At 52.6% G+C, this 26617-nt stretch carries 30 protein-coding genes and 1 pseudogene; all 31 read right to left on the bottom strand.

What is annotated here, in order from left to right; translation table 11 throughout:
- Positions 1-488 (bottom strand): annotated as a pseudogene (locus D5269_RS09130) (hypothetical protein); the annotation flags it as partial.
- Between the two features lie 21 nt (positions 489-509).
- Positions 510-1391, bottom strand: coding sequence for a hypothetical protein (locus D5269_RS09125; RefSeq protein ID WP_120486177.1), 882 nt, complete (start codon positions 1389-1391; stop codon positions 510-512).
- A 2-nt stretch (positions 1392-1393) separates the two neighbouring features.
- Positions 1394-2119, bottom strand: coding sequence for a putative phage tail protein (locus tag D5269_RS09120; RefSeq protein ID WP_120486178.1), 726 nt, complete (start codon positions 2117-2119; stop codon positions 1394-1396).
- The gene (locus D5269_RS09115) at positions 2113-3318 is read right to left on the bottom strand and encodes a baseplate J/gp47 family protein (protein ID WP_120486179.1); all 1206 of its coding nucleotides are present in this window, start codon (positions 3316-3318) and stop codon (positions 2113-2115) included. Before D5269_RS09115 ends, D5269_RS09120 begins: the two co-directional genes overlap by 7 nt.
- Entirely contained in the window at positions 3318-3725 is a 408-nt protein-coding gene (locus D5269_RS09110) for a DUF2634 domain-containing protein (RefSeq protein WP_120486180.1), read from the bottom strand. The genes D5269_RS09115 and D5269_RS09110 overlap by 1 nt, the downstream gene beginning before the upstream one ends.
- Positions 3722-4132, bottom strand: coding sequence for a DUF2577 domain-containing protein (locus tag D5269_RS09105; protein WP_120486181.1), 411 nt, complete (start codon positions 4130-4132; stop codon positions 3722-3724). The genes D5269_RS09110 and D5269_RS09105 overlap by 4 nt, the downstream gene beginning before the upstream one ends.
- The gene (locus tag D5269_RS09100; RefSeq protein WP_120486182.1) at positions 4125-5105 is read right to left on the bottom strand and encodes a hydrolase; all 981 of its coding nucleotides are present in this window, start codon (positions 5103-5105) and stop codon (positions 4125-4127) included. The genes D5269_RS09105 and D5269_RS09100 overlap by 8 nt, the downstream gene beginning before the upstream one ends.
- Before the next feature lie 10 nt (positions 5106-5115).
- Positions 5116-5796: a LysM peptidoglycan-binding domain-containing protein gene (locus D5269_RS09095; RefSeq protein ID WP_120486183.1), complete on the bottom strand. Its 681-nt coding sequence runs from the start codon at positions 5794-5796 to the stop codon at positions 5116-5118.
- On the bottom strand, positions 5796-8423 hold the full coding sequence (locus tag D5269_RS09090; protein WP_120486184.1) for a hypothetical protein: 2628 nt from the start codon (positions 8421-8423) through the stop codon (positions 5796-5798). The genes D5269_RS09095 and D5269_RS09090 overlap by 1 nt, the downstream gene beginning before the upstream one ends.
- 201 nt (positions 8424-8624) lie before the next feature.
- Entirely contained in the window at positions 8625-9056 is a 432-nt protein-coding gene (locus D5269_RS09080) for a hypothetical protein (protein ID WP_120486186.1), read from the bottom strand.
- Between the two features lie 27 nt (positions 9057-9083).
- Positions 9084-9566 carry a phage tail tube protein gene (locus tag D5269_RS09075; protein WP_120486187.1) on the bottom strand — a complete coding sequence of 161 codons (483 nt, stop codon included), beginning with the start codon at positions 9564-9566 and terminating at the stop codon, positions 9084-9086.
- 18 nt (positions 9567-9584) lie between these two features.
- A complete protein-coding gene (locus D5269_RS09070; protein WP_120486188.1) occupies positions 9585-10922 on the bottom strand; it encodes a phage tail sheath family protein in 1338 nt (445 codons plus the stop codon).
- A gap of 3 nt (positions 10923-10925) precedes the next feature.
- A complete protein-coding gene (locus D5269_RS09065; RefSeq protein ID WP_147408000.1) occupies positions 10926-11135 on the bottom strand; it encodes a hypothetical protein in 210 nt (69 codons plus the stop codon).
- Entirely contained in the window at positions 11098-11577 is a 480-nt protein-coding gene (locus D5269_RS09060) for a DUF6838 family protein (RefSeq protein WP_199735744.1), read from the bottom strand. The genes D5269_RS09065 and D5269_RS09060 overlap by 38 nt, the downstream gene beginning before the upstream one ends.
- Position 11578: 1 nt before the next feature.
- Entirely contained in the window at positions 11579-12148 is a 570-nt protein-coding gene (locus D5269_RS09055; protein WP_120486190.1) for an HK97 gp10 family phage protein, read from the bottom strand.
- Positions 12148-12528, bottom strand: coding sequence for a hypothetical protein (locus tag D5269_RS09050; protein WP_243126872.1), 381 nt, complete (start codon positions 12526-12528; stop codon positions 12148-12150). Before D5269_RS09050 ends, D5269_RS09055 begins: the two co-directional genes overlap by 1 nt.
- A gap of 2 nt (positions 12529-12530) precedes the next feature.
- The gene (locus D5269_RS09045; protein ID WP_120486192.1) at positions 12531-12926 is read right to left on the bottom strand and encodes a hypothetical protein; all 396 of its coding nucleotides are present in this window, start codon (positions 12924-12926) and stop codon (positions 12531-12533) included.
- An 18-nt stretch (positions 12927-12944) separates the two neighbouring features.
- Positions 12945-14012 carry a major capsid protein gene (locus D5269_RS09040; protein WP_120486193.1) on the bottom strand — a complete coding sequence of 356 codons (1068 nt, stop codon included), beginning with the start codon at positions 14010-14012 and terminating at the stop codon, positions 12945-12947.
- A 22-nt stretch (positions 14013-14034) separates the two neighbouring features.
- Positions 14035-14619, bottom strand: a complete 585-nt coding sequence (locus tag D5269_RS09035; protein WP_120486194.1) for a phage scaffolding protein — start codon at positions 14617-14619, stop codon at positions 14035-14037.
- A gap of 64 nt (positions 14620-14683) precedes the next feature.
- Complete coding sequence (locus tag D5269_RS09030) at positions 14684-15094, bottom strand: hypothetical protein (protein ID WP_120486195.1); 411 nt, start codon at positions 15092-15094, stop codon at positions 14684-14686.
- 258 nt (positions 15095-15352) lie between these two features.
- Positions 15353-17860, bottom strand: coding sequence for a minor capsid protein (locus tag D5269_RS09025; RefSeq protein ID WP_120486197.1), 2508 nt, complete (start codon positions 17858-17860; stop codon positions 15353-15355).
- Positions 17847-19385, bottom strand: coding sequence for a phage portal protein (locus tag D5269_RS09020; RefSeq protein WP_347707292.1), 1539 nt, complete (start codon positions 19383-19385; stop codon positions 17847-17849). Before D5269_RS09020 ends, D5269_RS09025 begins: the two co-directional genes overlap by 14 nt.
- A 68-nt stretch (positions 19386-19453) precedes the next feature.
- The gene (locus tag D5269_RS09015) at positions 19454-20722 is read right to left on the bottom strand and encodes a PBSX family phage terminase large subunit (protein WP_120486198.1); all 1269 of its coding nucleotides are present in this window, start codon (positions 20720-20722) and stop codon (positions 19454-19456) included.
- Entirely contained in the window at positions 20703-21134 is a 432-nt protein-coding gene (locus D5269_RS09010; protein ID WP_207709113.1) for a terminase small subunit, read from the bottom strand. The genes D5269_RS09015 and D5269_RS09010 overlap by 20 nt, the downstream gene beginning before the upstream one ends.
- A gap of 70 nt (positions 21135-21204) precedes the next feature.
- Entirely contained in the window at positions 21205-21681 is a 477-nt protein-coding gene (locus D5269_RS09005; protein ID WP_207709112.1) for a hypothetical protein, read from the bottom strand.
- A gap of 40 nt (positions 21682-21721) precedes the next feature.
- A complete protein-coding gene (locus D5269_RS09000; RefSeq protein ID WP_120486199.1) occupies positions 21722-22606 on the bottom strand; it encodes an ADP-ribosylglycohydrolase family protein in 885 nt (294 codons plus the stop codon).
- A 45-nt stretch (positions 22607-22651) separates the two neighbouring features.
- Positions 22652-23845, bottom strand: a complete 1194-nt coding sequence (locus D5269_RS08995) for a ParB N-terminal domain-containing protein (protein ID WP_120486200.1) — start codon at positions 23843-23845, stop codon at positions 22652-22654.
- 57 nt (positions 23846-23902) lie between these two features.
- Positions 23903-24955 (bottom strand): hypothetical protein, encoded by a 1053-nt coding sequence (locus D5269_RS08990; protein ID WP_166545162.1) that lies wholly within the window; start codon positions 24953-24955, stop codon positions 23903-23905.
- A 22-nt stretch (positions 24956-24977) separates the two neighbouring features.
- On the bottom strand, positions 24978-25748 hold the full coding sequence (locus D5269_RS08985) for a ParA family protein (protein WP_120486048.1): 771 nt from the start codon (positions 25746-25748) through the stop codon (positions 24978-24980).
- A gap of 20 nt (positions 25749-25768) precedes the next feature.
- A complete protein-coding gene (locus D5269_RS08980) occupies positions 25769-25969 on the bottom strand; it encodes a hypothetical protein (protein ID WP_120486049.1) in 201 nt (66 codons plus the stop codon).
- Positions 25966-26601, bottom strand: coding sequence for a hypothetical protein (locus D5269_RS08975; RefSeq protein WP_120486050.1), 636 nt, complete (start codon positions 26599-26601; stop codon positions 25966-25968). Before D5269_RS08975 ends, D5269_RS08980 begins: the two co-directional genes overlap by 4 nt.
- Positions 26602-26617 lie beyond the last annotated feature (16 nt).

Below are 26617 nucleotides of genomic sequence, written 5' to 3'. Positions count from 1 at the left end.
TGCACGATGCCTTTGGCATCCAGTGCGGCATCGGGTACCTCCAGATCGTCCCATGTGATGGTAACCGCCCCGGTTTTGCCGTTGACCGAAATCACCGCGCCCCGTGTCGCGCTGTCGATCCAGCCTGCCGGTTCGCCGTCAGCGTCCCAAATCCAGACGGTATCGGTCAAGCCAACGACCGCGAAATCTCCGGCATTCGCAGAGGGCAGCGCTTCTCTCAGGGCTTCCGGGGCCGCGTAGTAGCCCTTGTTGTGCTCCAACAGCGACGGGATCAGGGACAGCGGCAGCCGCCCTTCCTCATCCAACCCCGCATAACCACCCGGTTTGTTTTTGCTGGCTGCATCCTCCTTTGCTTCAAAGGCCGCGATCTGACCGTCCGTCAAAAACCGGTGCTGCGGGTCGGTCTCGACCTGTGCCGCCACCGTTTTGGGATAACGGTCCTCCCATTTTCCGTTCACAAATACTCTCTGCGTGTAGTTCTGCGCCATGTCTACATTCCTCCTTTTTCATCACAGCGCTCCCCAGATTACCGAGGTATCTCCGGGCGGGTCTGCGCTGAATACCATATTTTTGACCGCAATTACGTCTGCGGGAATCTCAGGGACCGTCCCTGCATTGCAAAGCAGCTGAATATACAAACTGTCGGCATCGTTCCCCTCAAAGGTGACAATATAACGGCAGTTGTCCAGCCTCCGGACGACCGGTGTTCCCATCTGAAAAACCGGACGGACGGTCCGGATGCTCAGGCTATACGGGTCGTGATGGATCACCTTGACCGGGTGCATCTCCATATCTGTGCCGCCCGCGGGTGTCTCACCAGACCGTCCAAGACCCGCGCCATACCTGAGCGCGCCCAGCTCGACCAACGGATAGCACCCAAGCCCATGCTGAATCCGAAGCAGCGTATAGTTGGTCAAAAGGGGTTCCGCTTCCTCATGTGTCAGGAACGCCATAGGCGGATAATCCAGTTCCACCTTCAGCTCTTTTGACAAAACGATCGCCACCGGATACCGTCTGACGTCGATCCGTCCGCTGCCATATGCCGAAACATATTCCGGATAATCTCCCAGCGTTGCATAATACAGCATGATCTCTCCGTCGCCGTCCTGCACAAAAACGCCAAATTCGGTGAGCCAAAAACCTGTTGCAAGGCCGCCGTTCATGTCGTTCCGGTACTCTACGATGAACGAGACTTCCAAGCCGTTGACCAGCTGCTGTGTCGATGCCGCATCGGCAACCGGGTTGACCAAATCGGTCAAATCCGCGGGATTGGTTTCCTCCGGCAAAACGCCTTTCCCAACGGCGACACGTGTAATGTGGAGCGTATCCCCGGCGACCATCCTCGCCAGTTTACGCCATCCGGCAGCGGTAATGGTAAATCCAGATTCCAAGATCAATCATCCCTTTCTGAAATTGGTGGCAGACGTGTAACGGTGTATTTCCAGCGGCCTACCGCAGCCTGCACAGATGTCCGAAGCGTGTAATGCCGCGGAAACGCAAGCATTTTTGATGACGACAGGCTCCCCGCGGTCATCGTCCCTGCTCTCACAGGCGTCCGGAACGCCCGCACCCACGCAAATTCCGACAGCTTCGAGGAAGATATGACCGGTATAACCGCACCGCCAATCCGCATCTGTGCGGCTGGCAGCGGGGTTGTCTGCTCAAAGACAGCGCCCCAGATGATGTTGGCCGGGACGATATGGTCCAGCAGTTCCCGTACGATCGGGAATAAATCCGGTTTTCCGTCGAGGACATTCACTTCCAACGTATACCGGTCTGTGTCCACACCAGCCGACCGGAAGCGGTCTCCGCAGATGTTTCCAAGCAGTTCCCGCAAGGCGCGGAGCGTATACGGCCGGCGCTCGTTCAAACGGGCGAGGATATGCAGCCTGCGTTCCTCCAGGGTTTCACTTTTTCCCGGATGAATCTCGAGGATTTTTTCAAACCGCGAAAGCCCATAACCGTCCGCACTTACTACAAAGTTGTTGTCCAGAATCCATTGTGTTTCCTTCCAGACGGCCTTGAATTCTGGATTTTCAGCATTCAGAGCCTGCATCAGCTCCCGGTATTCCTGTAAATAGGGCGGCAGATAGCCGGGCAGGTCTACATTCCTCAACATGCCGCCGCACCTCCAAACACCGGCACCTCGTATCTGCCAAGGACCAGATTTTCCGGGCTTCCGTTCAGCGCCGTATCCTGAATATCAATCACCCCTTTGATCGAAAGGAGCCGCGCTTCGATCTGGCTGAGACGCACAATCAAACAGCTGGCGTCCTCCCACCCTCTGCGCAGCTCCAACAGGTAATTTGAAATTACACCTTCAATCTCCGCCTGGAGATTGTCCCAACTGTATCCCTCCTCAAACAAAAGCCGGGTGGTGAGGTACACCGCTGCCGCGTCCGCACTTTTCACCGTGACGACATGCCCGATCGGGGCCAGCCCATACCCCTCTCCCGCATCTTCAGGCGGGTCGATGGTGTTCTGTACAGTCTCTATGAGGACATCCGACGCCGGGTTGTGATCCGCGCCGAGGATGGTCAGGAGCACGGTACCGCCCGTGGTCAGCTTCTTTTGGCTTGCCGCTGCGTATACCGCGTCCAGCCACGACCGGATTTCCCCGACCTCCAATGTCCCGATGATCTCCCGATACCACGCATTCACCCGCGGCGTGGGGATCATTTCAGCAGGCCGGATGTCACAGTTCCAGACCCTTGTGACCTTCACGCTTCCAACACCGGGGATCGCGTGCACCTTTTCCAGGTAATCCCGCACGTTCCCGCCAAACGCCTCCCCCTTGAAGGAATCGAAATACCGCTGGCGCAGCGCTTCGGTCTCCTCCTCATCCTCCCCAGGGATCAACACTTCCACCAGCTCGGCATTCGTAAGGCCGTTTATGTATTCGATCGGGATCAGTTTTCCCAGATGCTGATGTCCAATGATGCCGGGAGTTTCGCACCGCACCTGATAGGCATCCCCTGAAATCCGTTCCAGAACGACATAGTTCAGGACATCCAGGCTGAATTTTTTTCCGGTCACATCAATGTCCGCCGGAGAAAAAATCCCTTTCAAAACAGCGTGGGATGCCGGATATGGCGTAATGCCGCGCTCCTTGCAGCGCCGGATCAGGAATTCCCGTGCCGCCGTATCTCCGTAAGAATTCCGGATGATGGTGTCCAGCTCCAGATACAGAATCTGAAACTCGATCGCTGTTGGCGAATGGGAATCCCAGATCACCGATCCTTCCCGTTTATCAAATTTATCGGACACCCGGCCCAGCATCCGCTCCAAAAGGAGCTCATAGGTTACATTCTCGTACATCAAATATTCACCGTCTTTTCTGCCTGCACATCCCCAAAGATGGTATGCACCGTAAAGGTGGTATGCAGCACGCCCCTTTTCGGGCTGTCAAAGGCAAAATCCGTTACATCCAGGATTCTCTGATCCCAGGTCAGCGCTTCCACAATCCGGCGTTCCAGTTCAGGGCAGACATAGGAGATCGGCTCCCCAAACAGGTCCGCCAGCTCGATCCCGTAATTCCAGGAATAGATCAGATACTGATACCGTTCGGTGTTCAATATCTTGAAGATCGCCTGCTTCATCGCTTCCAGCTCATCCGTATAGCCCCGGATGTTTTTCCCGGTTTTCAGGTCCATCTGATAGGTTTTGGTGGGCTGCTCGGCAAAATCAAAGGTCAGGTTCAGCAGGTTTGTATTTGACGGAATCATAGCCACTGCCCCTCCACCGTGTGGTCGCATACCCGGTCAACCACCAGAAATTTCTGCCCTTCCTGAAAGCGGATGATAATCACCCGTTCCCCGGGCTTCAGTCCGTTGTAAATCATGATTTTTTTTCGCCCCTTGTACTCGTGTTTGTGCTTTTCGTAGGCTTGCGCGCCTGTGCCGCCTTCCTTTTCCTCGGTCTCATGTTTTACCTCAATATCGACGTAATGATCCACGACCGCCCTTGTCAGGACAAGCTGTGCCTGCGACAGGGTCATCTTCTGCTCGACGTCAATTTTCAAAGGGGCCGCGCTCAAAACCGTCCCATAGTAGACCGCAGCCGGCTTTTTCGCGTCGACCGCATCAAGGGCGGTCTGCTTGAGCATCTTGACGAGCTCTGTGCAATCAGCCAACAAATTCACCTCCGCGCAGATTCAAAGTCATGAAATGCTCATGCTCGCCGAAAACATGGACTGCTTTCTCCACCAGCATATAGGAATTTACAACGATGTCCCCCAAATCCAGGGACACCGCCACCATTGACCCAGCCCTGACCCGCACATCCCCGAACGCCCTGGTGATCTTGAGCCGCCGGGTCTTGCTGTTGTAGAGGGACAGCAGCGCGTCCGCCTTTGCCGCGCCGTTTTCCCCCTCCTTCAGCGTGCCGAAATACTGCAAAACGCCCCATTCGTTGATGTGGGCGCTGTCCTTGGCAATAAAGATGTCCCGCTTTCCGGTGTTTTGATTGTCATAGGCCAGCTTGATCTGGTTGTAGGTCTGTTCGTCAATGCTGGATGTGTAGTCATAGTTCTCCCCGGTCTGCGGATCAATCAACAGATTCAGCCGCATGTTGGAAATATTTTTCAAGGTGAGCTTCCCCGCATCGTCATACAGGACGAACATCTCCTTCTGGTTGGTCAGTTCCAGGTCAAGGGCGTTTTCGATCATATCCAGCAGAGTCGCGTTCTCCTCGGTCCTGGACGGGATGACATAAGAGGTGCTTTCGATCTCCCCCAGATTCAGCCCATAATCGGCAGCAACCATCTTGATAAACACATCCGCGGTCTTGTTTTCATAAACATAGGTATCCTTGTTTTTCAGGTAGCGGATCTGGTCATAGGCGGTGCAGCGGATCACCCCGCCGCCGTTCGTCTTATCCCGCTGTTTGGTAAAGACGAAGCCATAAAAGACGGTTTTTCCATTTACCAGCAGATTCACAGCCGAGCCTTCGCCAAACTCGCCGATATTTCCCAAAGCTTTGTCTTTGAGCACAGTGAACTTCAAGGTACCTGGGGAACCCCTGCGGTCGGTGGTCCATTCCACCCCCTCTTCCACCAACGGGAAAAAGGAAACACCTTTTTCATTTGTAATCAGAAGCTGTGCCATACTCCCCCTCCTATGATTCTTTGGGGATGGTCAACGCATCCCCGACATAGAGAACGTTGGGGTCACTCATGTTATTTGCCTTTGCGATCAGGGTGTATTTCGAGCCGTCCCCGTAATATTTCTTTGCCAGATTCCAAAGGCAATCCCCGCTTTGAGCTTTGTAGGACATGGGCAGTCCGGGCGTATTGTCTGTGCTGGACGGGGCGCGTTCCACCTGCTTGGTTGCCGTTGCGGTGTTCTGCTGCACCTTGATCTTACAGATTTTTGTAGAATAGCTCCGATACTGTTTCAACTTGATTTTCACCATCAGGTCAAACCCGTTTTTGCTTTCGTCTGTGATCGAATAGCTTTCCATCGAAACCTTGATATTCGTACTGAACAGAACCTTGCCGCTCGGCAGTGTCCGAGAAACAATAAACTGAAATGGTTTCCGGCTGGTTTTTAGCTTTTCAAAGTAGTTTAAAAAATAGGACGCCTTTTGGAATCCACCGGAATAGACCGCGAACGGATACCGGACCTGCGGGATCATGCATTCAAATTCAATGTCCGTCAGCTTGGCCTTTTTCAACACATTGATCTGCCCTTCATCAATCAGGATATAGGTGCTGTTGTTATTGTTGATGGTCAGCTTCAACTGCGAGGGAGCGACAGGCAGCAGACATTTTTTCAGATAGAAATGGTATTGACTCATCAGATATGCGTCCCTTCTGTGATCTTGTCCACCGCTTCACTCACACCGTCCGTCAAGCCGGTTACAAGCCCATCCAGGTCCATCCCGCTGCTGACGTTGTTATGGTTGGTCTGCTTGATGGTAATTGCGGCGGTTGTGTAACGGTTGATTGTCTCCTGTTCCGCGATGTCGCGTAAATATTTCAGCTCTTCGCCGGTATCGGTCAGACCGTCCGCCATACTGCCGGTATGGTTCGCAATGTCGGCAACGTTCCCGGCCAGTCCCGACCGGGAGAGATAGTCGGACATATCCAGCGGTTCCACGCCGAACAGGTCATTGATCGAAAAATTGGAGATGGTCTCTTCCACTCCCTCGCCGAACCTGTAACCAGCAGCCGCGGCATCGGTATAGTCGATATAATCCATCTTCTGGACGTATTCCACCCAGCCGGATTCATCCTTCACCTTCTGCTGTGCCTGTTCCAGCCCGCTGTAAAAGCTGTCCAAGCCGCTTGTGATGTCCACCGTCACGCCGGGGATTTTGTTAATCACCGCTTCGATGGCCGCGGCCATATTTTCGATGTAACCGATCACGGTCAGCGCCATGTCGTAAAACAGGACGGTCACAGCGCTTGTTTTGCCATGAAACACATTGCCGAAAAAATTCGCGAGGGAAGCGAACCCGTTCCAGAGCGGGATGGTGAAGGTGTTCAAAATGTGTGCACCTGCCACTGCAAATGCGCCTGCTATGATTCCGGTGGCACTGGCGCTGGTTCCTGTAAAATGGTTCACCGCCGCCACAGCCGCATAGATCAGCGCGATCACAGCAATGACCGACAGGATGATCCATGTGATCGGACAGGCCAGCAGCGCCGCGTTCAGGCCGTATTGCGCCGCTGTTGCAAGGACTGTCTGTCCCGTACTCATTGCCAAAGCTGCGGCATGTGCGGTCTCCCGAATCTCTGCTGCCGCCTTGATGCCGTTGGTAATCGACTGAACAGTGTTATACGCAGCCAATGCAGCAACATAGGCTGTCATTGCCGCCGTCGCGCCATAAACGATTGGGCCGATCCACGACCAGTTGTCGATCATCGCGGAGGAAACATTGACAGCCCCCTTCGCAACCATTCCAAGAATCCCGATCAGCAGCTGTAACCCCGTGGTTACCTTGGCAATCACAACTTCGATTGTCCCCCAGTTTTCGTTGATTGCATCCACAATTTTGAGGATATAGGGATAGACCCCCGCGCCTACCTGTTCTTTCAGGTCTCCGTAAGCGTTGGAAAGCTGGATAATCTTTCCCTGCGGGGTGTTGGACATGGCCTCGTACAGGCCGTCCCACGATTCGGAGACCACAGCGTTAATTGCCGCGGCAGCCTGCATATCCGCGGAAGCGTCCAGATATTCTTCACCAATCGCTTCTATAATCTGCGCCTGTGTGGCCGTCCCTTCGATCACCGCTTTCTGGGCGTCTGTGAACTCGAAGCCCTTTTTGGTCATGGCGTCATAGCTGCCGGACATAATCTTCCCGATCCCCGTCGCATAGTCGGTGATGGCCTTGCTGTCCAGCGCCCCGCCCCCGGACATCCCCATGGAATAATCCGCGAGGGTGTCCATCATGGACAGCAGCGCATCCGGATCGGAAAAATAGGTTGCTAACTCTGCGGCTCCGGCAATCATCGCTTCGTCCCCGTAGATGCCAAGACCCTGAATTTCACTCGCCTTGGCCGTAATGGTATCAAACGCCCCGTCCACATCCTCCTCCAGCATATTCCCCAATACGGTGGAGAGCTGGATTTCAGCATTTAACTGTGTGTCGAACAGGCCGGCGCTTTCCTGTATGACCCCGAATGCCTTTCTCATCCCAGCCAACCCGACAAACCCGGCCACCGCATTCCGGATGGCGTTGGACAGGCTGTCCGCGGCGCTTACCCCTTGATGGATCGCGTTGTTGAAACGGCCCTGTTCGTCCACGTTATCCCGGATATACTGTTCGGTTCCCCCCACAATCTGGGACAGACGATTATACGCATCGTTGGCCGCTCCCACATCCATATCTGTAACCGCGCGGTTCAGCGCCTCCTGCGCTGTCAGGGCCTGGCCTAACTGCATCCGCAGCTGTTCCAATTCATTGTTTGCCTGCTCCGAACCCATGTTGATGGGGTTGTTGGCAATCTGAGAAATCCGGGCCTGAATGGCCTGCATCCGGTTTTGTATCCGGTTCAAATCTGCGGCAGCGTTGGGAGGCAAAATCTCGGCTGCCATGGCCTGCGCGTTGATCTGAAGCTGTGCATGATTCAAATCGCTCATCAGGTCTGCGGCGCTCTGAACCTCCTGCCGGAATCGCTCGATCCCTGTACCTGTAAAAACAGGCATCTGGTCCGTCTGCCACACGACAGGGACCTCGACGGGGGCGGGAACCTCCCCGCCCCCGATTTGAGAATACGCGTCATTGAGCGCCTGCATCGCCATGGTCGCCTTGTTTGCGGCTTCCCACGCTCCATCCAGGGAACGGGTATCCACATCATTGCCGCTGATGCGCTGCATGTCCCCAAAGGCTGAAACGGTAAGGTTCAGGGCGTTTATGATGTTGTTTAAGACCGGGCTGAAACCGTCGTACAGCTCAACCCCGCTCTGCAAAATTCCCATATTCTTACCTTCTTCTCCTTCTCCGGCCTTTTGGACGTTCCGCCTTTTGGGCAGCTTTTTTCTCCTTTTCGAGCTTGATGCGGATCGCCGCGATGATGAACGCCTTTTCCTGATCGTCCATCCTCAGATACTGATTTGGGCGGATGTGCAGTTTGTGGAGACAATAGTAAGCGTAGTTCGCTTCCGGATCGTCCCCCTCGATCAGTTTTTTGCCTCTTCCACCTTCTCCTCAAAGGATTTGGTAAACCCGTTAAAGTCCTGCACAAAGGCTGTAAATGCGTCATACTCGCCCGGATCGTCCACCAGCGCGAACAGCAGGTCCTCCGGGGACATCACCCCGTAGGAATCCTGCAATTCCCGGTCGTAGAGGTCCGGGCTGACGCACGAGGCGACCAGTATTTTGGAGATGTATTTTGCGGTATTCATCTTCTGCCGATACGCATTGGGCTTGCCGAGGACCTGCACTTCCTCCATACAGTCCTCCCGGATCTCGGCATTTTCCCGGCTGGAAACCGGTCTGAGCGTCCACAAAACCGGCTCGCCGTTCTTATCCACAATGGAACGGGTCGCGGCATAGGTTGTGTTTTCCTTCTTTTTCTTGTTCTCTTTCATGAACTGTGTAAAAGTTGACATGCTGCATCTCTCCTTTTTGAATAAACACTAGTTGGTGAGGAACCCGTCCAGATGCCTGAAAGTCTCCGGCATCTTGAAATCTTCAAAGGTGAAGTCCATATCCTCATCCAGATATTCGCCGTCCGCGTCGAACTTCGCCAGAACGCCGCCATCAATGTTGCAGTCGATCAAAACGATCGTCTGCCGCCCCACCTTGGAGGTCGGGTCCTCGTTGGTGATCTGGATGTCAAAATAAACGTCCTCGCCCGTGTCCTTGTACTGCTGCATCATCTGGCGGAAGATCGACGTGTTATAGTGGAAGGTTGCCGATCCGGTTCCCTTCCATCCCGCGGCCTTGTTGCCCTTGCCGGGCTTCCCCAGAATGGGAACCTCCACCTTGTTTTTCTCAAACTTTGCTTCCAGGTTGATCGCCTGCATGAAGTTATACCGTCTTGTTCCTACGGTGATATAGCATTCGGCAAGCGCCGCAAAAACGGTATCCTTGCCGTGCATGATAACCCTGCTCCCCATCTTCCTTTATCCCCTTTCTCAGGATACGGTTACGGTCATATACAGCTTGCCCATCGCGTTGATGACCGTGATCGCGTCTTCTACAACAACCGCCATCTTGGTGTCGCCCTGCGCAATCGTGATGTCCGTATCCTCAAAATTTTCAATCGCCCGGATGTCCTGCAATTGCTGGTGCAGCTTTACGATGTCTGCCCAGAGGGAGGTCCGGCCATCCGCATCGTTGGGCACCACGCCCAGGTACTTTGTGTTGAACACCACCGCCACATCGTTCGCAATCTGGTCGCAGACATGGATCGTCTGGTTGCTCTTGAACACGTCTCCCATCGTGTCGCTGGTGGTGACAAACGTGTTGATGTCCTCCAATACCCGCACATCATCCCCCACCTGATGGAAGATGAACCTGCCCGCGTCAATCGCATTTTCAAGCTCTTTCTGCGTGTAGTTGACATCGACGGTGTACTCCCCGTCGTACTTTTTGTTCATGGCGGATTTGTTTACAGCGATACCGCCTTCGACGCCGGTCACCCAGTAGACCAGCGCGGCTTCATCCGGGTGCACCATCTTCCCATCGACGCGCTGCGCCCCGTCGGTGCAGATGTTTTCCACGCTCACCGCGCCCATATAATCAGGCTTGGTGTACCGGTGGAGGACCAGCTGGAACTTCATGCCGACCTCATCCCGCATCCGCTTGACAAACGCCGAAAACAGGGATTTGACCGTATTGTCGGTCGTGACAACACCCATGGCGTTGAAGGTATATTTTTCGATCGCGTCAAGGTATTTCTGATAGCTGCCGCCCGTGACCTCCCCGTTGGTTCCGCCCTCCAGCGGCATACCCGCCGTTTCCTGCAATACCGCATCGGTGTTCCACTTCACATAATCGTTGTCGAACAGCTCCTTCATTTCGGTTACCGTCTGGGTTTCGATCTGGTCAACGCCCATGTAGGTCGAAACGTCGAACAGCTCCGGTTCGTCCACATTCGCCGAGATCACGGTAATCAGGTCGTTGCCCCGTGTGCCGCTGTACCTGGCCGTGGCATAGGCGTTGGCGGCTTTTTTCCCGCCGCCGTTCAGCCGGTAGGCATGCAGGGTGATCGCGTTCATGAACAGGTCGCGCAGGCCCTTGAGTTTTTCACTGGTATAGTCATAGCCGAAATATTTCATCGAATGCTTGATGAAATCCCCATTCTCGACGGTGAACACGGCGTCATCCGGTCCCCAATCGAGAGCAAGCGGCATCGTCACCGTACCGCGGTCCGAAAGGGTCGCGCTCGCTGTGGGCAGGCTCACAAAGTTGATGTAGCTGCCCGGAAGTTTTTTGTTCTGCACCAGAAAGGTGCCGCCGCCAAGTGCCATTCGTTATCCTACCTTCTTTCCGAAAAATGCGTCCAGCAGGTCCTGTGCCTGCCTGACGGTGTACCGCTTATCCTCTTCCAGGACGGCCAGAAGCGCGTCGCGCCGGTGCTGGAAATGCTTTGAGGCGGCGAGCTGTTTCCTTGTAAATACCGCCTCTGGCTTTACCGCTCCTGTGTCAGTTGTTTCGAGATGCATGGGTTTCTTTCCCGCCATCGGTTTTCTCTCCCTTCTTTTCCTGCATGGTATGGTTCAACTTCCCCATAAAGTTGTAGTCCGCCTGTTTCATCACAAAGAGGTCGTAATTCACGAAGAAATGCAATACGCCGTCAACCGTCTTATGGCGCATCTTTTTCCCGCCCAACAGCGTTTCCTCCTCGTGCAGAGCCAGCCATTCCAATGCGCTGTAGAGCTGTTCGGCCGCGGCTTCGCATTCGGCCCGAGGGGTATCGGTTGAAGCGGGGAAATATTGGATGCAGAACTGGTGTGTCCGGTAATACCGCTTCCCGCGAAACAGGTTGTTCCCCGCTTCCAGACACTGAATAAAAAAACAGGGCTCTTTCAAGTCCTGTTCCACACCCTCCCAGTAGATTGTAACGCCCTCACCGAAAGCCGATTCCAGCGCGATCGCAATGGATTCAATCAGAAGCTTTATCATCTCATGTAAAATATCCCTCCAAAAATGTCTTTAACCGCTGCGCGAGCAGATTCGGAGCAATCTGCCGGATATGCTCTTCCGCAATCGTCAGCATGAATTTTCCCGGCACCCACCCTTTATGATCCGGCGTCCGGTGCCCATACTCCACGTAGGAAGCGTATTCAACCGGATTTACCAGTTCAATCCGGTAGGTATCCCCCACATGGGTGACGGTGATCTTGTCCAGAAATTCGACGACATTGGAAAGCCCGCTTCCGTGCCCTGCCGCCGCTTCCCCCTTCGTCTGGGAGGTCCAGCCCCGGCGCAGTGTACCGCCTGTCTTGCCGCTCCGGTTTACCCGCTTGGTGTAAGTCTCCCCTTTTTTGTGGTGTTTGGAATCCTTCTTTGCAACCACCTTTACTTCCGTGGAATAATCACCAACCGGGGTATTGCGGATCACGTCCCGCAGCAGACGGGCGGCAAGCTCTTTCGCACAGGCGGTCAGGAATGCGTCCATGTCCGGCTGCTGCACCTTGCTTAACTTCTCCTGCAATTTTTTCAGCCCACCCAAATTACAGCTTCCAAACTTCATCACGCCCACCTCTCAAAAGCGACCAGCACTACCTCCTGATGTGTAGGGTACACAGCAGGGATGCCGGACCGGCTGTATTCCGCCATATGCCCCTCGTGCGTCACTACCAATTTGGAGCCGGGAGGGACCGTCACCTCGGGGGCGAGGAACAGCTTGATCGTCTGTGAAACAGCGGCGGCTGTGTCCGTCCCTTCCGCGCTTTTGACCGTCTCAAAGGACAGCTTGCATGGGACATCCTCCAATAAGATCACTTCCTGCTTGCTGGTCAGCTTGGTTTTGGGGTCTTTCCTGTCCTGATACACGCTCACACTGCACAGGTCTTTGTAGTGAAATTTCTCAAGGGCGGTCCGCGCTGCCGCTTGTGCTTTCTCTATGTTCATGGCTACCACCTGATCCGCCGGAACGCGGAAAACTGATCCGCACCGTAGGAAAGCAGATGGTTGATGAAGGCTGACAGGCGGCTTCCGTCTGTTTCCGTTCCCTCACCGGATGCGAGCACGAAATTGGTATCCCCGGCCTGGATCTGCCTGACTGCCGCGCCGGACAAGTCCAGCATGGAAAGGTCTGCGGGGGCAAAGGTCTTTTTGTGCAGGAGAAATTCGCCCACCACACGGCAGACGAGGACGTTTTCCAGCTCCCGCGGGACCTCTTTCCAGTTGATTTCGTTCCGGATCTCGCTTTCCACCTTGGAAATGACAAAACGCAATGCAATTTCGTCGCTGTCTGAAACCGCGCCGTATCCTATGGCCGCAAGCAGTTCGACTATCTTCTCATACACAAAAGCCGCCGCCTTTCCTTACCCCTGCGAAATGATCCGCACAATCGCGATCGCCTTATGGGAAATGGCCTCTTTCCCGTCGTTGATGACGTTCCAGTTGGCCCCGGCTTTCAGGTCGGCATTGGAAGCGGAAGCGGTCACACTTGCGGGCTTCTCAAAGGAAATCCCATCCACGCCGCAGATATAGCGGTCCCGCACGAAAAGCGTATCCTGCCCGCCGTTGGTCTTGGGGTCGCGGCTCATCTCGTAAGGCACCGAATCTCCAATATCATCAAGGACAATCGCGCCCTCGCCCAGAACATAGGTTGTGTACTTGGTACCGCCTGCTTCCAGGCTCTCCGCGGGCATGTCGTCGTCGATGAGCACGGTGCGTCCGTTCCACGTCCCAAGCGCAAGGTCATGCTGGATGCCGTCTTTGTCCGTGTAGGTCATGTATTTCAGGAGCCTCAGATTTTCCAGCCGGGTTGCAACCGCGCTGTGCATGATAACCAGCTTGAAGATGTTCTTGTTGTCGCCGCAAGCCTGCTGGATCGCCGTATTCAAGGTAGTTGCTCCCACAAGAGCATCTTCTCCGGTCTTACCGGAGATGTCATAGGTGTGCTTGTCGATAAATTCCTTCGCAGCCTTTGCCGCAACACTGCCGCCCGTGGTAGACATCGAGAAAACGCCGTTCAGGATCGCAAGCAGCATAGCCTGTTTCACTTCCAGCTTGTAGTCGGCGATCTGCCGCGCTACATTGTCCATAAAGTCAACGCCCGCTGTGATGTTCTTGCTGAAGCTGCGTTCTGTCCAAGAATCCATCCGGGATGCGGTCACGAACCCCTGTTCATAGGTGGTCGTGCTGGTGGAAGTGATGTCCGTGCCGCCATCGTTGTTCTGTGAGGTTGCGCCGCTGATCCGCCCAAAGTAGGGGATGCGGGCATAGAGGGAACCCGTCTGACTGGCAAGGGCGGTTTTCGCGTTCTCGTTTGTACCGACCGCGCCGGACTGGATCAGCTGGTTTTTCTTGACGTTGGGGATCCGCTCGACATATCTGCCGAACGCCTCCGGATTGAAGCTTTTGGAATCAAACTTCGTATTGGGCATGCTTTACCATCCTTTCTCTGGTTCAAATTTTCGCACCGGGATTCGCTTCCAGATACGCGACCATCTCCGAATAGGTCATTTTGGAAACGTCCACATTGCCGTCCGGCTTCACGTCGCCGGAAGCCCCCGGCTGAAAGCCCCGGAACTGCTGTTGCTGCTTTCCCGCGAACAGGTAGTCGTCCGACTTCTGGATCGTCTTGATCTGCTCGGAAAGGCCGCTTACCGTACCGTCCTTTTCCAGCTTCAGCTTGTCAGCGTCCATCAGAGCGCGGACCGCCTTGACGTTTTTCGCTCCCGCTGTGAGAAGCGCCGCTTCCACGGCATTATCCAGCCGCAGCTGTGTGATCTCCGCGTCATGGGCTTTCCGCTGCTCCTCGTTCGCTTTCTGCAAGTCGGCAATCTGCTGCTGCAATGCCGCGTTGTCGCCGCTGGATTTTTTCAGGGTTTCCAGCTGCGTATCCCGCTCCGCAATCGTGGCTTTCAGACTGTCCCGCTCCTGCTCCACCTCCCCAAGCTGTGTTTTGGGGACGTACTCTTTCACTGCTTCAAGGACCTTTTTTGCCTGTTCCTCTGTCAGGCCCAGCGCAATCAGTTCTTCTTTTGTCATGATCTTCTCCCTTTCTGATCTGAGTTTTGGGTATAAAAAACCGCCCTTCTTCAAGGCGGTTCAATCAATATAAAATCTTCAACGACAGGAGTTCATCAACTTTGACTTGATCCTCCATGCTGAACTCCCACCGGTCACGGGGATCAATCAGCTCCGGATACAACTGGGAAAGAGAAATCTGCTTTAGAATATTCCCTTCCAGCAAAACATCCGCAGTTATGTCGTATCCGGAAACCTTTTGCACCAGATTGTAATCAACCCCCGGCGCAAGGGATGTCCCGTCACATAAGACAATTGCGATATGATAGCTTTTCAGCGCATGGGATGTCCTTCCCAATACAGTTATCGGATTGTCCTGCCGGTACACCTCAATGACAGGCTCGCATTCTGCTAACATTTTTCGCTGCGTCCCTATCGTCCCGAAGAGTTTTCCGTTCGAACACGGGATTGATTTTATAACCCGTTTCGTTTTCATGTCACTACCTCCATTGAAAGTTATTTTTCAAACTTCCCTTTGTCCGGCTCGTAATACTCGCACGGTGCACCATCAAACGCAACTTCATCTGGTTTTAAATCTGCTCCCTCGTAAATCATGCAGTTTGCAAGGTCAGGAAGCCGCCCGAAAGGTTCCCGCACAGTTGCAAATCTACACGTCCGACAATACACCGGGTTAGGCCTTTTCCATCCCAACATCGGTTGATGGAGATTGCTTTCTTTCTGCTCTCTCACGCTATCACTTTCCTTTCTTTGTACTACCCGTCCATTCGGCGGGGTCCTGTTGGAATAGGTCGTATCCTTTTTCCGGATGGACTTCCATATCAACAAAAATTGTCCCGCTGTCGGACCGCTCAATTTTGGTAATCTTAAAGTATGTGCCGCGCTGAATAATCATTTCCGATTCGATTCCAAAACTATTTTGCGGAGAAATGCCGTCCCACCCAGAACCACCTCCATTGCCGAAAGCGGAAAACGGCTCTGCGTACATCATCTGTGTGCCGGATGGGGCATAGATATTCATAATCACGTCCCCGCTGAATCCCTTCCCCTTTGCAACACCAGTAGAAGTAAATGCCGTACGCCGCCCAAACTTATCAATAAACTGCTGAAGTTCAGCTTCCGACATACTTTTGAATGTGCCCTGGGCAAGGCCCAACAGGGAATCCATTTCCGTTGCCGCGCCGCCGCGCTGCAACCACACATCGAAGTCATAGGTGGAACGGCTAATCAGCTCGGTCATTGCCCGTATCTCGTCACCGGCCCCTTCAAAGTCAATCCAAACCTGATTGACGCCCTTAAAATACTTCGGCTCCCATCCGGTTCCCGGTTCATAATATGGCTTTCTAAAACCGGACAAAGGTCGGTTAAATTTTCCGGAACCGCTGGTATAATCATAAATCGCGTGGCGCTCACTGCTGCTGGCTTTCTGCCACACCTGCCCACATACTTCCCGGAGCCGATCATCCGCGGCCTTTGTGCTTTTAGCCCACAACGCGGCATCTTTCCGGGCCTGTGTGTAAGCATCCCCCGCACTGTTTATTTTACTACTATTTTGAAGAAGTTGCAAATCCCCCTGAAGCTTCTTCCACTGTGACTGGAGGTCATAATACGCCTTGCCCTCTGTGTCGAATGCTTCAAGCTGTTGGAGCAGCGTTTTCCATTTGTCCGTTTCATCTGCATCTGCGGCATAAAGCAGCTTATCGTTGAAGTAGTCCTTCTTAGCTTGAATAGAACCGTGCTTTGCCAGCCAGTCAGCAGTTGTCACATCGTCTTTCCAAATACCCGTATAGGTCTTGATGTCGAATGCGTCAATCTGGTCTTGCAGCAGAAAAGATTCTTTTTTCAGCTTCTTGATTTCAGCGGCAGCCAATTTTTTGTTTAAGGCTTCCCGCCATTGATCCTTTTGCGAAGTAAGCTCTCCAAGCTGATCCTGTAGGTCTTTTAACACAGCCAGTTTTTTGCCCTGCGCGAAATCTTCCAGCTTGCCATGCTGCGTTATCACCTCTTCATAGCTAAACCCTCCGCTCGCAAACTTGAACTGTTCCTGCAAATCCGCGATCTGGGTATCAACGTCTGCAACCAGCCCTTCCAGCTTCTTTTTTGTCATATACTCCTTCTTGGCTGGAGGTGGTGCGGGCGCCTGATAGGATGTAAGCCCAGATTTCGCGTTTGCTGCCACATCAAACCCGGACTTGTCCCCGTCCACAAAAGCGTCTTTCCACTCTTTATAGGTCGTATCCCCGGGAACATAGTATTGTGTACCGTCTGCCGCCCGTGCGATACGGGTGCCGTCCTTGGTAAACTCGTCGTTGAAATGCGGACAGGTGCAGCCCCTGCACCATGGATGAAAAGGTGGAACGGTCACCCCAATTTCGTATTCAGACATCGGAAAATGCTGTCCATCCATTGTCCCGCATACCTCGCATGTATGGGAATCCAGCGTTTCCACAACCTCAAATTCTTCCACACCCAATTCCCCAAAAGCGTCCTTTTGCCCCATAGCGGACACCGCCGCCGATTCGGTCATCACCAGCCGCCCCGCGTTGGATTTGGAGGTATTCATTTTGGACTGCATCTCCGCAATCAGCTTGTCCGGTTTCTTGCCGGTCAAGATTCCCTGGGTCAAGGTGCTCTGTAGCTCCTGAATCAGCTTTTGCCGGTTTGACCAAAGCCGGTCCGAAAAGGTATTTCCATCCGCCGCCCAAGGCGTTGACAGGACCGCCGACAGCTTGTTCTGATCTATAGCCGCAATGTTCCAGCCGATCCCAAAGGCTTTGTGCATCTCATAGCAGGAATGATAGTAGCTGCTCTGGTAGATGGAACACAACGCCCCGGAAAGGGACTGATACTGTCCGCCGAACAGAGCTTCGATCGTGGCCTGGTTTTGCAGTTTTAAGGCTTCCAGCTTGGTAATATGCCATTTCGCGGAGGCGTTTTCGAGCTGCCGCATCCATGCCCCGTTCAGGGCGTTTTCCTTCCCATACTGGATATACTCCTGTACGGTCCATTTGAATTCTTTCAGAGAATCCCCGGCAAGCAGCTGCCGAGCCTCCTGCATGGTAATCCCATTGTTGTTCGCGAACCGGATATACCATGTTGCAATCTGCGCTTCAATCTCCTTTGCGGCCTGCTGGTATTGCTCCGCTATGTAGGAAAGGCTATCTGCACCGGCTGAATTGGCCTGATTCTCAATCTCCTGGAACCGCTTTTTCCAATAGGCCGCATTCAGTTTAGCCGCTGCCATCCTTCACGCCGCCTTTCCCATCTGCTGTGCCGCTCTGCTTTGACCGAAAGGGGCTTTCTCCGCCGCCATTAGGGAAAACGGACTGATTGAACATGTCCTCCTGCGCCTTACGCTTCTCCTCTTCCACCCGTTCGAGCTCCTTTTGAGGATCATCAATCCACGGATGCTGCCCTATAATCGTTTCGTTGGAGAGAATCCCGACAGAATTCCGGATGTTCGTAATGATCTGCCCTTCATCCATCATCATGTCCCGATTGAAAATGACCTCCACATCCTCCCCTGTAAAATCTCCAAGACCGGCGTTGGCCAGGTAGACGTTTACAAACCAGAGGATTTGCTCAAAAGCGGCCTGTAGTTCTGTCTCCATGTCGTTCGCGTCCAGATCAATATCGCTGTACATCGACTGTATGTTCATCTGATTGGGATTCCCGGACAGCCGGTCGTCCTTGGCGTCGTAGCCCATGCCGTTTTCGATCATGGCCTTTTTGAAGATTTCAACGATGGATTTATAGTTTTCGGCATTCACGGCGATCTGGAGGGTTTCCACTCCACCCTTCATGTCCCCGTCATACCGAATCTTAACGGCTCCGAATGTGGCAAGGTTGCGCCGGAATTCCCCTAAATTTGTCCCGTCATAATTCTTCAGGACGATGATCGTGTTCCTTGCGTCCTCCTGCATATTGTTTTCAAAGTCTGACAACATAAGGTTGATGCTGTCCTGAAGGGACTTCACCTTTTTCAGCAGGGGAATTTCCTGCTCATTGTACTTGACGGGGATGAGCGGTATACGCTGCCAGTTGAATCCGTTCCCATCTGCGGCGGTAATCTGGCAGATGTCCGGAACCCCCTCTGGCGTATCCGGATCAGGAACCAGCCGTTCCCCCTCATAGAGGAAGCGGTGAACCCCTGTCTGGTCATAAAGCTCCACCTTTTCGATTATGACAGGGGTTCGGCCTTCGTACCCCTGCACCAGGTACAGGCGTATAGCGGAATCCAGGACAGTGTGTTCACTGTCCTTCCAAAACGGCAGGACCTCATAGCCGGGAAATAGTCGAAACGCAAGCTTCCCTTCCCCGTCATAATAGGGGTACAGCCACGCAATGCCGTTGTTCAGGCTGTATTTCACCGCATTCTTCAAGGTTCGCATAAAACCTTTGTCAAAAACCGGTTTCAGCAGTTCGGCGTATACCTCGTTCCCGCTTTCCACAACAAAGGGCTGCCCTGCAATGTAGTTGGCTTTCTGGTTTACCAGTTTCGCGTACTGGTTGTCTATGATCCGGTTATTGGGAAGATTCTCGACTGTTTGCAGTTTCCCGTCCTCTCCGATCATAGTGCGCTTCCGGTGCAGGATGTCATGTTCGTTCTCGTAATAAAGCTGCCCTTTGATCTGCATGATCCGCTGCGGGCTTTGCCTCCATCTTCCAATCTCCAATTCATAAAATTCCTTTTCGGTCAGAGCTGTATTTCTGCCTCGAAGAATGATGTTGGAGATGCGTTCCATCACCTTGTTGATTCCGAATGCCACCTCTGCACCGCCTCCTTCCAAAACGAAAACCGGGAAAACTCCCGGTTTTTCTTGCAAATCTGTCATGCTTACTCGAAACTGAACGTATCACCCCGGCTGAAATCTTCCAGCGCATACCGCATGGCGTCCATCAGGTGGTTGAAATCGTCAATCGGTCTGTTCAGCTTCTTCCCGGTCCTGCTGTCCGTATCCCAGGTGTAGTTGCTGATTTCAGTAATGAAGTTGACGCATTTCGGATGGATGATGATGTGGTAATCTTGTATGAAATCAATACCATTGTTTACGCTGTCCCTTCCCTTCCGCGATCTGTGGATATGGGAAAGGCCCAGCGTATAAAGCCGGTCAATGCTTTTCGGCTCCGCACAGTCAGCTTTGATCCGCTCTTTTGCGTATCCTGCCCGCGTAACCTCCTCTGCAATGGCTTCATTGCTCATGCCGCGCTTGTAGATTTCATCGAATACCCAGATGGTTTTTGTCCGCTGGTCAATCAATCCGCAAAAGAATGCGGCGGGATCGTTGGTATAACCAAAGTCAAGGCCAAAGGCAGAGCGGATGCCCGGCAGTGCTGTGATCTCCTGTACAGAAAACGGCTTTTCCTCCCAATTCTCAAAGATCAACCCATCCACGATGCCCCAGTCCCCCAGCCCGGCCACGCAGTAACGCCGAGGGTTGTTCCGCTTCATGGTTTCAAACTCTTTGCGGTCCGCATCATCCAACCACTCGTTGCACAGATAGTTGGTCGTCATGGCAAGGGTCTCATCGTCCGGATTGTCAAAGAATCGTTTTTTGAGCCAGTGGTGTTCGTTCCATGGGTTAAAGGTTAAGGTGACCTGCTTAAACAGTCTGGTTTCCGGAGGGATCGCTCCACGGATTGATTCATTGAGCATATTGAAGTCGTCTTCGTCGCTGATCTCATAGGCTTCCTCTATCCACATCCAGCACAGATAGCCATGCTCAACCGTGATCGACGTGACCTTCAAAGGATCATCCAGCCCCCGAAAATAGATTTTCTGGTTCGTAGGCTTATAGGTCATTTCCAGGGGGCTTTCCTTGATCTCCCAATGTTCCGGAACACCCAAGCGGTTGATTGCCCACTTCAATTCTGTGAAGCAGCTGTCTTTCAGAGTACGGAATACCTTACGCACTACAAGCAGGTTTGCGTCCGGATATTTCATCATGGCCCAGATATACCACAGCGCCGTTGTCTTGCTTTTCTTGCTGGCCCTGCTTCCCTTGCACACCCGATAGCGGCCCTTCCAATGCCAATAGGTGCCGTAACCCCTGCCCACACAGTCGGGAAGATAGATCTGCTTTTGGTTAATCTTCAAGCGCATCATCCCCAGAGATGACAACCGGAACAGAACCGGAAACATTGCTTTCCGTCTTGGTGGAATAGCCGTATTTGCTCATCCAGAGCGCCGCAAGTTTCGGATCAATCACGCCCAATTCGAACTTCATCCGAGCATCTATTTCACATTCTTCCTTCATGCGCGTTACGATGTCCCGAAATTTCTCATCCTCCGCGTAGGTTTCATAGAAATTGGACCGGGCCAGCCCCACCCATACGCAAAAACCCTCGATCGTATAGGTCACGCTGCGCGTGAGCTGTTTGCTGACAAACTCTGAATTTTTCGCGCTGAATTCATGTGTCAGCACAGTCTGGCTATTGCACCACTCCTTATATTGCTCCCACGCCAGTTCCAGCGCTTTTGTTGTCTTAAATCTCCGGGGTCTGCCTCTTATGCTCAATGAATTCACCGCCTTTCAAAGTGCAATTAAAAATCCGGGGCGCACTCGTCCCCGGATTTCCACGGTATCATTATAGCATGTTTAAATGTTCCTTTGTGTTCCTTCTTTTCTCAAGAGCTGTCTCATAGTCCGCAAGCACCTCTTTGTGAATCTGTTGAAATTCTTTCAAGGCGTATCCATGCATTTTTCGCACGTACAGATATGTATAATTCATTTCCGCAGCGATTTCCTCAAGCCGCTTGAACTCCACATACCGTTTATAAAGTAAAGAAACGTAGGTTTCGTTCGTCAGCCGCTGAATCTGATTTATGATTCGGTGTTTCCGATCTGTGAAATCGTCAATCTGTTTGTCAATTTCGGCCTCAAGATGCAGAGTCCGTTGTACCAGGTCCGGTATGACATCCTTCGATCCGGAAGTCTGCACCCGGTCCGCATCCATCCGGACAGCCCCCATTGTGCTGGTATATAAAGCAGCTTTCTCCTGCAACTTCTGTCGGATACAGGTATCCAGTCGTTTTAACTCTTTCAGATATTGCTTCGCCTGCACCGGTACAACTTCCTCCTTGTCCTTTTGAGCTGTTCCTTTTTCAGAAATGAGCTTCCATTTTCTCACACAATGCCTGAATCCATTCCCTTCGGGGAACCTGTGCGATCCATTCATCAGGAATCCCGTTCGCCCCACCGCAGCCATAGGCAATCCCGGCAAGGCCCCCCGCTACAGCTGCAACGGTATCCGTATCTTCCCCCAGATTCACAGCGGTAAGAACACAATCCCGATAACTGTCTGTTTTCAGGACACACCACAGCGCCGCTTCCAGCGTATCCACCACATAACCGGAGCTTTTGATTTCTTCGCGGCTCAAACCTTCCAGACCGGCAATGCGGTTAAACTGCTCCATCAAACGGACTGCTGTCAACCGTCCTAAAGCATGGATTGCAGCTTTCATATCCTGAATCTGTCCATACTGTTCCACTACGTAGGTGTATAGGCAGCAGGCAGTCCGCGAAATCTCGTGTGCATGGGTGAGCTGTCCAACATGCCGTATCTCCTCCTCTGTATGCGGGATCAGCGCGGCCGGAAGAATCCGCATCAAAGCTCCGTTGCCGTTGTCCATGATGGATGCTCCGCCGCAATCAAGTGGGGCTGTGCCCTGGTCAAACCTCTGGATCGCCTTGTGGGTTGCCCCGCCCACGTCGAAAACGCTATTATAGGGAGTGAATTCACCGTTATTTAACCATTTTGAAAAGTTCAGCATAATATCATCCGGATCAATCTTTCCCAGCCGTCCAATGCTTTCCACTGTCGCAAGGGTCATGCTGCTGTCGTCCGACCAAGTCCCTGCCGGTTGATTGTATGTCCCGTAGCCGACCATGTCGGTTGCCGTGAAACTGTCCCGGCATTTGAACTCATAGGGGACGCCCAGCGCATCCCCGACTACCAGACCCATGATCCCATCATAAATTTTACTCATTAGAGCACCTGCTTTCTATTTTATATCGTGGGTTTACTCCCATTATCAGCCGCAGCTATCCAAATAGTCAATAGCAAATAATAAGGCTCTGACATCCTGCACCCAGTCCCTTGAGCGATCGCCCTTTTCTTCCTTGTCCATACAGTAGGAGACCAGGTCGTTCAACCGTTCCAGCACTTCTTCCATCTCTGACGTGCCGTCCGCTTTCTCCGCTGCGGGTATCTGTGCGGGCTGCGGTGAAGGTACGGACGCGGGCTGTTCTGAATTTGGCTTCACTCTTTTCTCCGGCGGTTCCATGGCACTTGGCGGGGTGGGAGCATCCACAATCTTTCCCGCTATGTCACATGGTGTTTTTTCCTCTGTCCCAGATGCTTTCATAAAAGTGGGCGGGGATTGTCTCTGTGGAGGCTGCATGTCCTGCCTTTCTTCCTCCAACTCTTCCAAAGTAATCTGTCCAGGCATCGGTTGCTTTTCCTCTTCCTCCTGTCTGCGGCGCTTCACATCCTCAATAGATAAACTGCCTTTTGCTTTATATTCCGCAAGGGCCGCTTTTTGGATCTGTTCCGGCAATGTGGACAATTCATAGGCTACCGATATTCCCATCCGTTCGGCCTTCATTGCTTCCTTGAAGTCCGGCAGCAGATGTTTGTCGATACTCTCATAGCGTCCCACCTGCGCTGGGGTCGTTCCAAGCTGCTCCGCAATGATTTTGCGCGTTTGACCGGGGATTTTCTGAAACTGCCGCTTTCGTTCCAGCAGTGCCCGGAGACGCATGACCTCCTGTACCCGTTCCCAGTCTGTTTTTTCCCGGTATCCGTTGGTTGCAATCAGAAGGATTGCTTCGTCTATCTCCCGAAGTGCTTCTTCCTCTGCAATCCCAGCTACGTCCTTCGGCTCCTCTCCATGGACCGTCTCCACTATACAGGGCATCTTTTTGTATTCCTGTTTTCCCCGTTCCACAAGCAGGACTGAGGCTAACCGCCGCCTGTGTCCGGCGATGAGACGGTATTTTCCACCGCCCAGCGGCACTGCCAGTCCCGGCTGCTTGATACCACCTGAAAGGGCAATCAGGAAAGCCAGCTCTTCAATAGCGGACATCGAGTAGAAGTTCTCTGTAGATGGTACAAGATCGTCAACGTCTATGTATTTCAGCACCGCGCGGCCTGACTGTTCATCCGCTCTGCTTTTTGCCTGGATCGCGCTCCGGTTGCGGTTCAGGCTCATGATGTCAAATGCCACTGTTATCCCTCCCGCTGGTTGACCGAATTGGTCAAGATCAGATTTCCAATGCGTCTTTTACCGGTAAGGCACACCAATATAATCAAGAACGCGGCCCCAGCCGAACTTCTCTCCGGTTTTAGGATCTGTAACGCAATAATGCATCCAGAATTCCCATTCGTCCGGGTTCGCCTCCCTTAGCCGGTCGAACCGGTGTGGACGTTCTTCCAGATGAATTCCAAATCCGCACATGCTGCACCCGGTACGCTGCGCTTTTGTGGTGTAGAGTTTTCCCTCCGAATCTCGTGCAATCTCTCCATAGATTTCTGGGACAGGCACAGTTAGATCAAGCGCAAGCTGCAACAGGTCTTGACGGTCAAATATCGCAAAGGGGCAACTGCGTGTTACGGTTTTCCCGTAATAGTTGCATCCATTCATCATCAGGGCCTTTCGCCTGCGTCCTCCTTCTGACGCCATCAGGCCAAGATACGGATAACTATCATGCTCTTTTGCGTAGTTGCCGCAGGGTTTTTCTTTCAGATAGTAGCAGCATTTGTCCGACACCTTGAAAGGTGCAACCTGATAATTAACGTTTTCCTCCTCGTTTTCATACCCTCCAAATAGGTTTAGCCACTTTTGCGACAGCTTCATCCGGGTTCCTGTGCGGTTTCCACCGTATGTGCCAGTTTCTCCAGTAATAATGGCGTGTCTCACAGTGGCATTCCGTTCACTTGGGCGTTGGAGCAGATCAATCTTTCCCGCTATTTCCTTTGACAGTACCGGGAAACCATACTCCTGTAAGACTTCGACCTTGCTTTTAAGCGGCTTTAAGGGAATAACGCCAAGTTTTTTGTGTATCTGCTGGATGCTCTTGTCCTCCAGCGCGGATACGGATATAGCCGGGACATCATCAAGGCCGATGGATCGTAAAAACAGGAGCAGTGTGATACTGTCCAAACCGCCGACCGATACATGGACGTTGTGTCCCTCTCCCAGTATTTGATCGTAAAATTCCTTTGCCCGTCTTTCGGCCAGGATAATTTTCTGGTCATAAGGCAGCTTTTGTTTTACCAGAAAGGCCTCAACTTTTGACGCAGTCCGTTCTGCTTTATAACGTTCAACACAGTTCATATCGTAAAACGCATCCTTTCATTCAATTTGACGAATTGGCCAAGATCAGATATTCCGCGACCAGTTTTTTATACTGGATCGCCGCCCAGCTTCGTCTGGCGAACTCACAAAGCGGTTGGTTCGCAAACGTGCTTTCGGATACTCTGGGATTGTAGGAGATAGCCGTTTTGAATACGGGGCAAATCCCGCTTTTCTCCAGTTCCTCCCGCGCCCGCTCAAATACTTCCCGGCGCTGCCAGTGCGTAAAGAATGCGCCTCTCAGAGACAATCCCGGGTTCAATGCCTTTGCACTCTCTACTTGTTCCGCGAGGTCCACCAGACCGGAAAAGGAGAAATCATCAGGCCGGATGGGGATTAACACATCATTAGAAGCCACCAGAACGTTCAAAGCCACTGTATCAATAGATGGGCCATTGTCAATCACGCAGTAATCATAATCCGGTTCGATCTGGTGCAGGACAGATTTTAATGTCCTTGCCGTATCCCTTCCCTCATCTCCGTAAATCTCGCGGTCAGCTGTGTAAAGGTCCATATTGGATGTGATAACATCCAATCCCCTGTAGCGGGTCGTATAGATGGATTCCAGAATGTCCTGCTCCGGGTTCAGAAGCAGGGCTGCAAGTCCGTCCTGTTCCCCATACAGCCGGAAATACTGGGAAGCGTTGCCCTGCTTGTCCCCGTCCACCAGAAGGACGCGCTTGTTGTGGATTGCCGCAAGAATGTGGGCAAAATTGGCCGCTGAAACGGTCTTTCCCACACCGCCTTTCAGGTTGATAAAAGAGATTGTTCGCATGGTTGGTCTTTCCTCCGTCTCTATCGTGTTTTTGATCCGGTTGACGGCTCGAGCATAATCAGCCGCCCGCTATTATCCAGTTCAAAGCGAAATTCCACTTTTCCTGTACGAACACGATGGACACATGCAATGTCGGTGATTTTATGGATACGCCCGCCCATATCCCGTATGTAGTCACCGATTTCAAACGGGCAAACAGCGTTAAAATATACCGTTTTCACAATTCTTTCCTCCCTGCTTCTTCGTCAAAATCAGTGTCGTGCCCGTCGTCCGGTTCTGTTTGGTGGATATTCTGCTGCTCCTTTTTTCTCAATTCCCAACGGCATTGCGCTGTTAAATCCTCCATCTGTTCGACAAACTCTTTGTTGATGGCGTCATAAGGGAACATGACCGCGACAGTCAGCAGACCAGCCTTGGCAACGATATAGGTATTACCGCCCTGTGTCTGTCGTTCAAACAGCTGCACCATATCCAGAACATCCTCAAGCGGCTGAAGATATTGGCTCTGGATAAATGTAATGCCATTCCGCGTTTTCAAATGCTTCAGAATCCTTCCGCCGTGTACTACCGAAAGTCCCGCCTCTTCAACCTGCCTTTCTCCCTGCGCTATATCATCCACATTCACCGTTTCCGGGAATGCGCTATGACGAAACAGAATCTTTTCCCACTTCTTTTCAGGAATATCAAAGATAGTGCGCAGGCTTTCTCCATCCAAAATTGGGAGGCCGTCCAACGGGTAGGCGGCTGACCCGTCACCAAGCCACTGTGTGATCTCGCCATTTTTACTGATCCTGTCGAAGAGGACAAAACGGCCTGTCCTGATGCAAATGGATGCAATTTTCTTGATCTTCACTTTTTGTCCCTCCAAA

The sequence above is a fragment of the Anaerotruncus sp. 1XD42-93 genome (assembly GCF_009917605.1).
Classification (GTDB): domain Bacteria; phylum Bacillota; class Clostridia; order Oscillospirales; family Ruminococcaceae; genus Anaerotruncus.
This window is presented reverse-complemented; position numbering and strand designations above follow the sequence as displayed.

Excerpts from the sequence above, each read along its gene's own strand:
- D5269_RS09120 (WP_120486178.1), bottom strand. The coding sequence starts at position 2,119 with ATGTTGAGGAATGTAGACCTGCCCGGCTATCTGCCGCCCTATTTACAG.
- D5269_RS09115 (WP_120486179.1), bottom strand. The coding sequence starts at position 3,318 with ATGTACGAGAATGTAACCTATGAGCTCCTTTTGGAGCGGATGCTGGGC.
- D5269_RS09110 (WP_120486180.1), bottom strand. The coding sequence starts at position 3,725 with ATGATTCCGTCAAATACAAACCTGCTGAACCTGACCTTTGATTTTGCC.
- D5269_RS09100 (WP_120486182.1), bottom strand. The coding sequence starts at position 5,105 with ATGGCACAGCTTCTGATTACAAATGAAAAAGGTGTTTCCTTTTTCCCG.
- D5269_RS09095 (WP_120486183.1), bottom strand. The coding sequence starts at position 5,796 with ATGAGTCAATACCATTTCTATCTGAAAAAATGTCTGCTGCCTGTCGCT.
- D5269_RS09090 (WP_120486184.1), bottom strand. The coding sequence starts at position 8,423 with ATGGGAATTTTGCAGAGCGGGGTTGAGCTGTACGACGGTTTCAGCCCG.
- D5269_RS09080 (WP_120486186.1), bottom strand. The coding sequence starts at position 9,056 with ATGTCAACTTTTACACAGTTCATGAAAGAGAACAAGAAAAAGAAGGAA.
- D5269_RS09075 (WP_120486187.1), bottom strand. The coding sequence starts at position 9,566 with ATGGGGAGCAGGGTTATCATGCACGGCAAGGATACCGTTTTTGCGGCG.
- D5269_RS09070 (WP_120486188.1), bottom strand. The coding sequence starts at position 10,922 with ATGGCACTTGGCGGCGGCACCTTTCTGGTGCAGAACAAAAAACTTCCG.
- D5269_RS09065 (WP_147408000.1), bottom strand. The coding sequence starts at position 11,135 with ATGGCGGGAAAGAAACCCATGCATCTCGAAACAACTGACACAGGAGCG.
- D5269_RS09060 (WP_199735744.1), bottom strand. The coding sequence starts at position 11,577 with ATGATAAAGCTTCTGATTGAATCCATTGCGATCGCGCTGGAATCGGCT.
- D5269_RS09055 (WP_120486190.1), bottom strand. The coding sequence starts at position 12,148 with ATGAAGTTTGGAAGCTGTAATTTGGGTGGGCTGAAAAAATTGCAGGAG.
- D5269_RS09050 (WP_243126872.1), bottom strand. The coding sequence starts at position 12,528 with ATGAACATAGAGAAAGCACAAGCGGCAGCGCGGACCGCCCTTGAGAAA.
- D5269_RS09040 (WP_120486193.1), bottom strand. The coding sequence starts at position 14,012 with ATGCCCAATACGAAGTTTGATTCCAAAAGCTTCAATCCGGAGGCGTTC.
- D5269_RS09035 (WP_120486194.1), bottom strand. The coding sequence starts at position 14,619 with ATGACAAAAGAAGAACTGATTGCGCTGGGCCTGACAGAGGAACAGGCA.
- D5269_RS09030 (WP_120486195.1), bottom strand. The coding sequence starts at position 15,094 with ATGAAAACGAAACGGGTTATAAAATCAATCCCGTGTTCGAACGGAAAA.
- D5269_RS09025 (WP_120486197.1), bottom strand. The coding sequence starts at position 17,860 with ATGGCAGCGGCTAAACTGAATGCGGCCTATTGGAAAAAGCGGTTCCAG.
- D5269_RS09015 (WP_120486198.1), bottom strand. The coding sequence starts at position 20,722 with ATGATGCGCTTGAAGATTAACCAAAAGCAGATCTATCTTCCCGACTGT.
- D5269_RS09000 (WP_120486199.1), bottom strand. The coding sequence starts at position 22,606 with ATGAGTAAAATTTATGATGGGATCATGGGTCTGGTAGTCGGGGATGCG.
- D5269_RS08990 (WP_166545162.1), bottom strand. The coding sequence starts at position 24,955 with ATGAACTGTGTTGAACGTTATAAAGCAGAACGGACTGCGTCAAAAGTT.
- D5269_RS08985 (WP_120486048.1), bottom strand. The coding sequence starts at position 25,748 with ATGCGAACAATCTCTTTTATCAACCTGAAAGGCGGTGTGGGAAAGACC.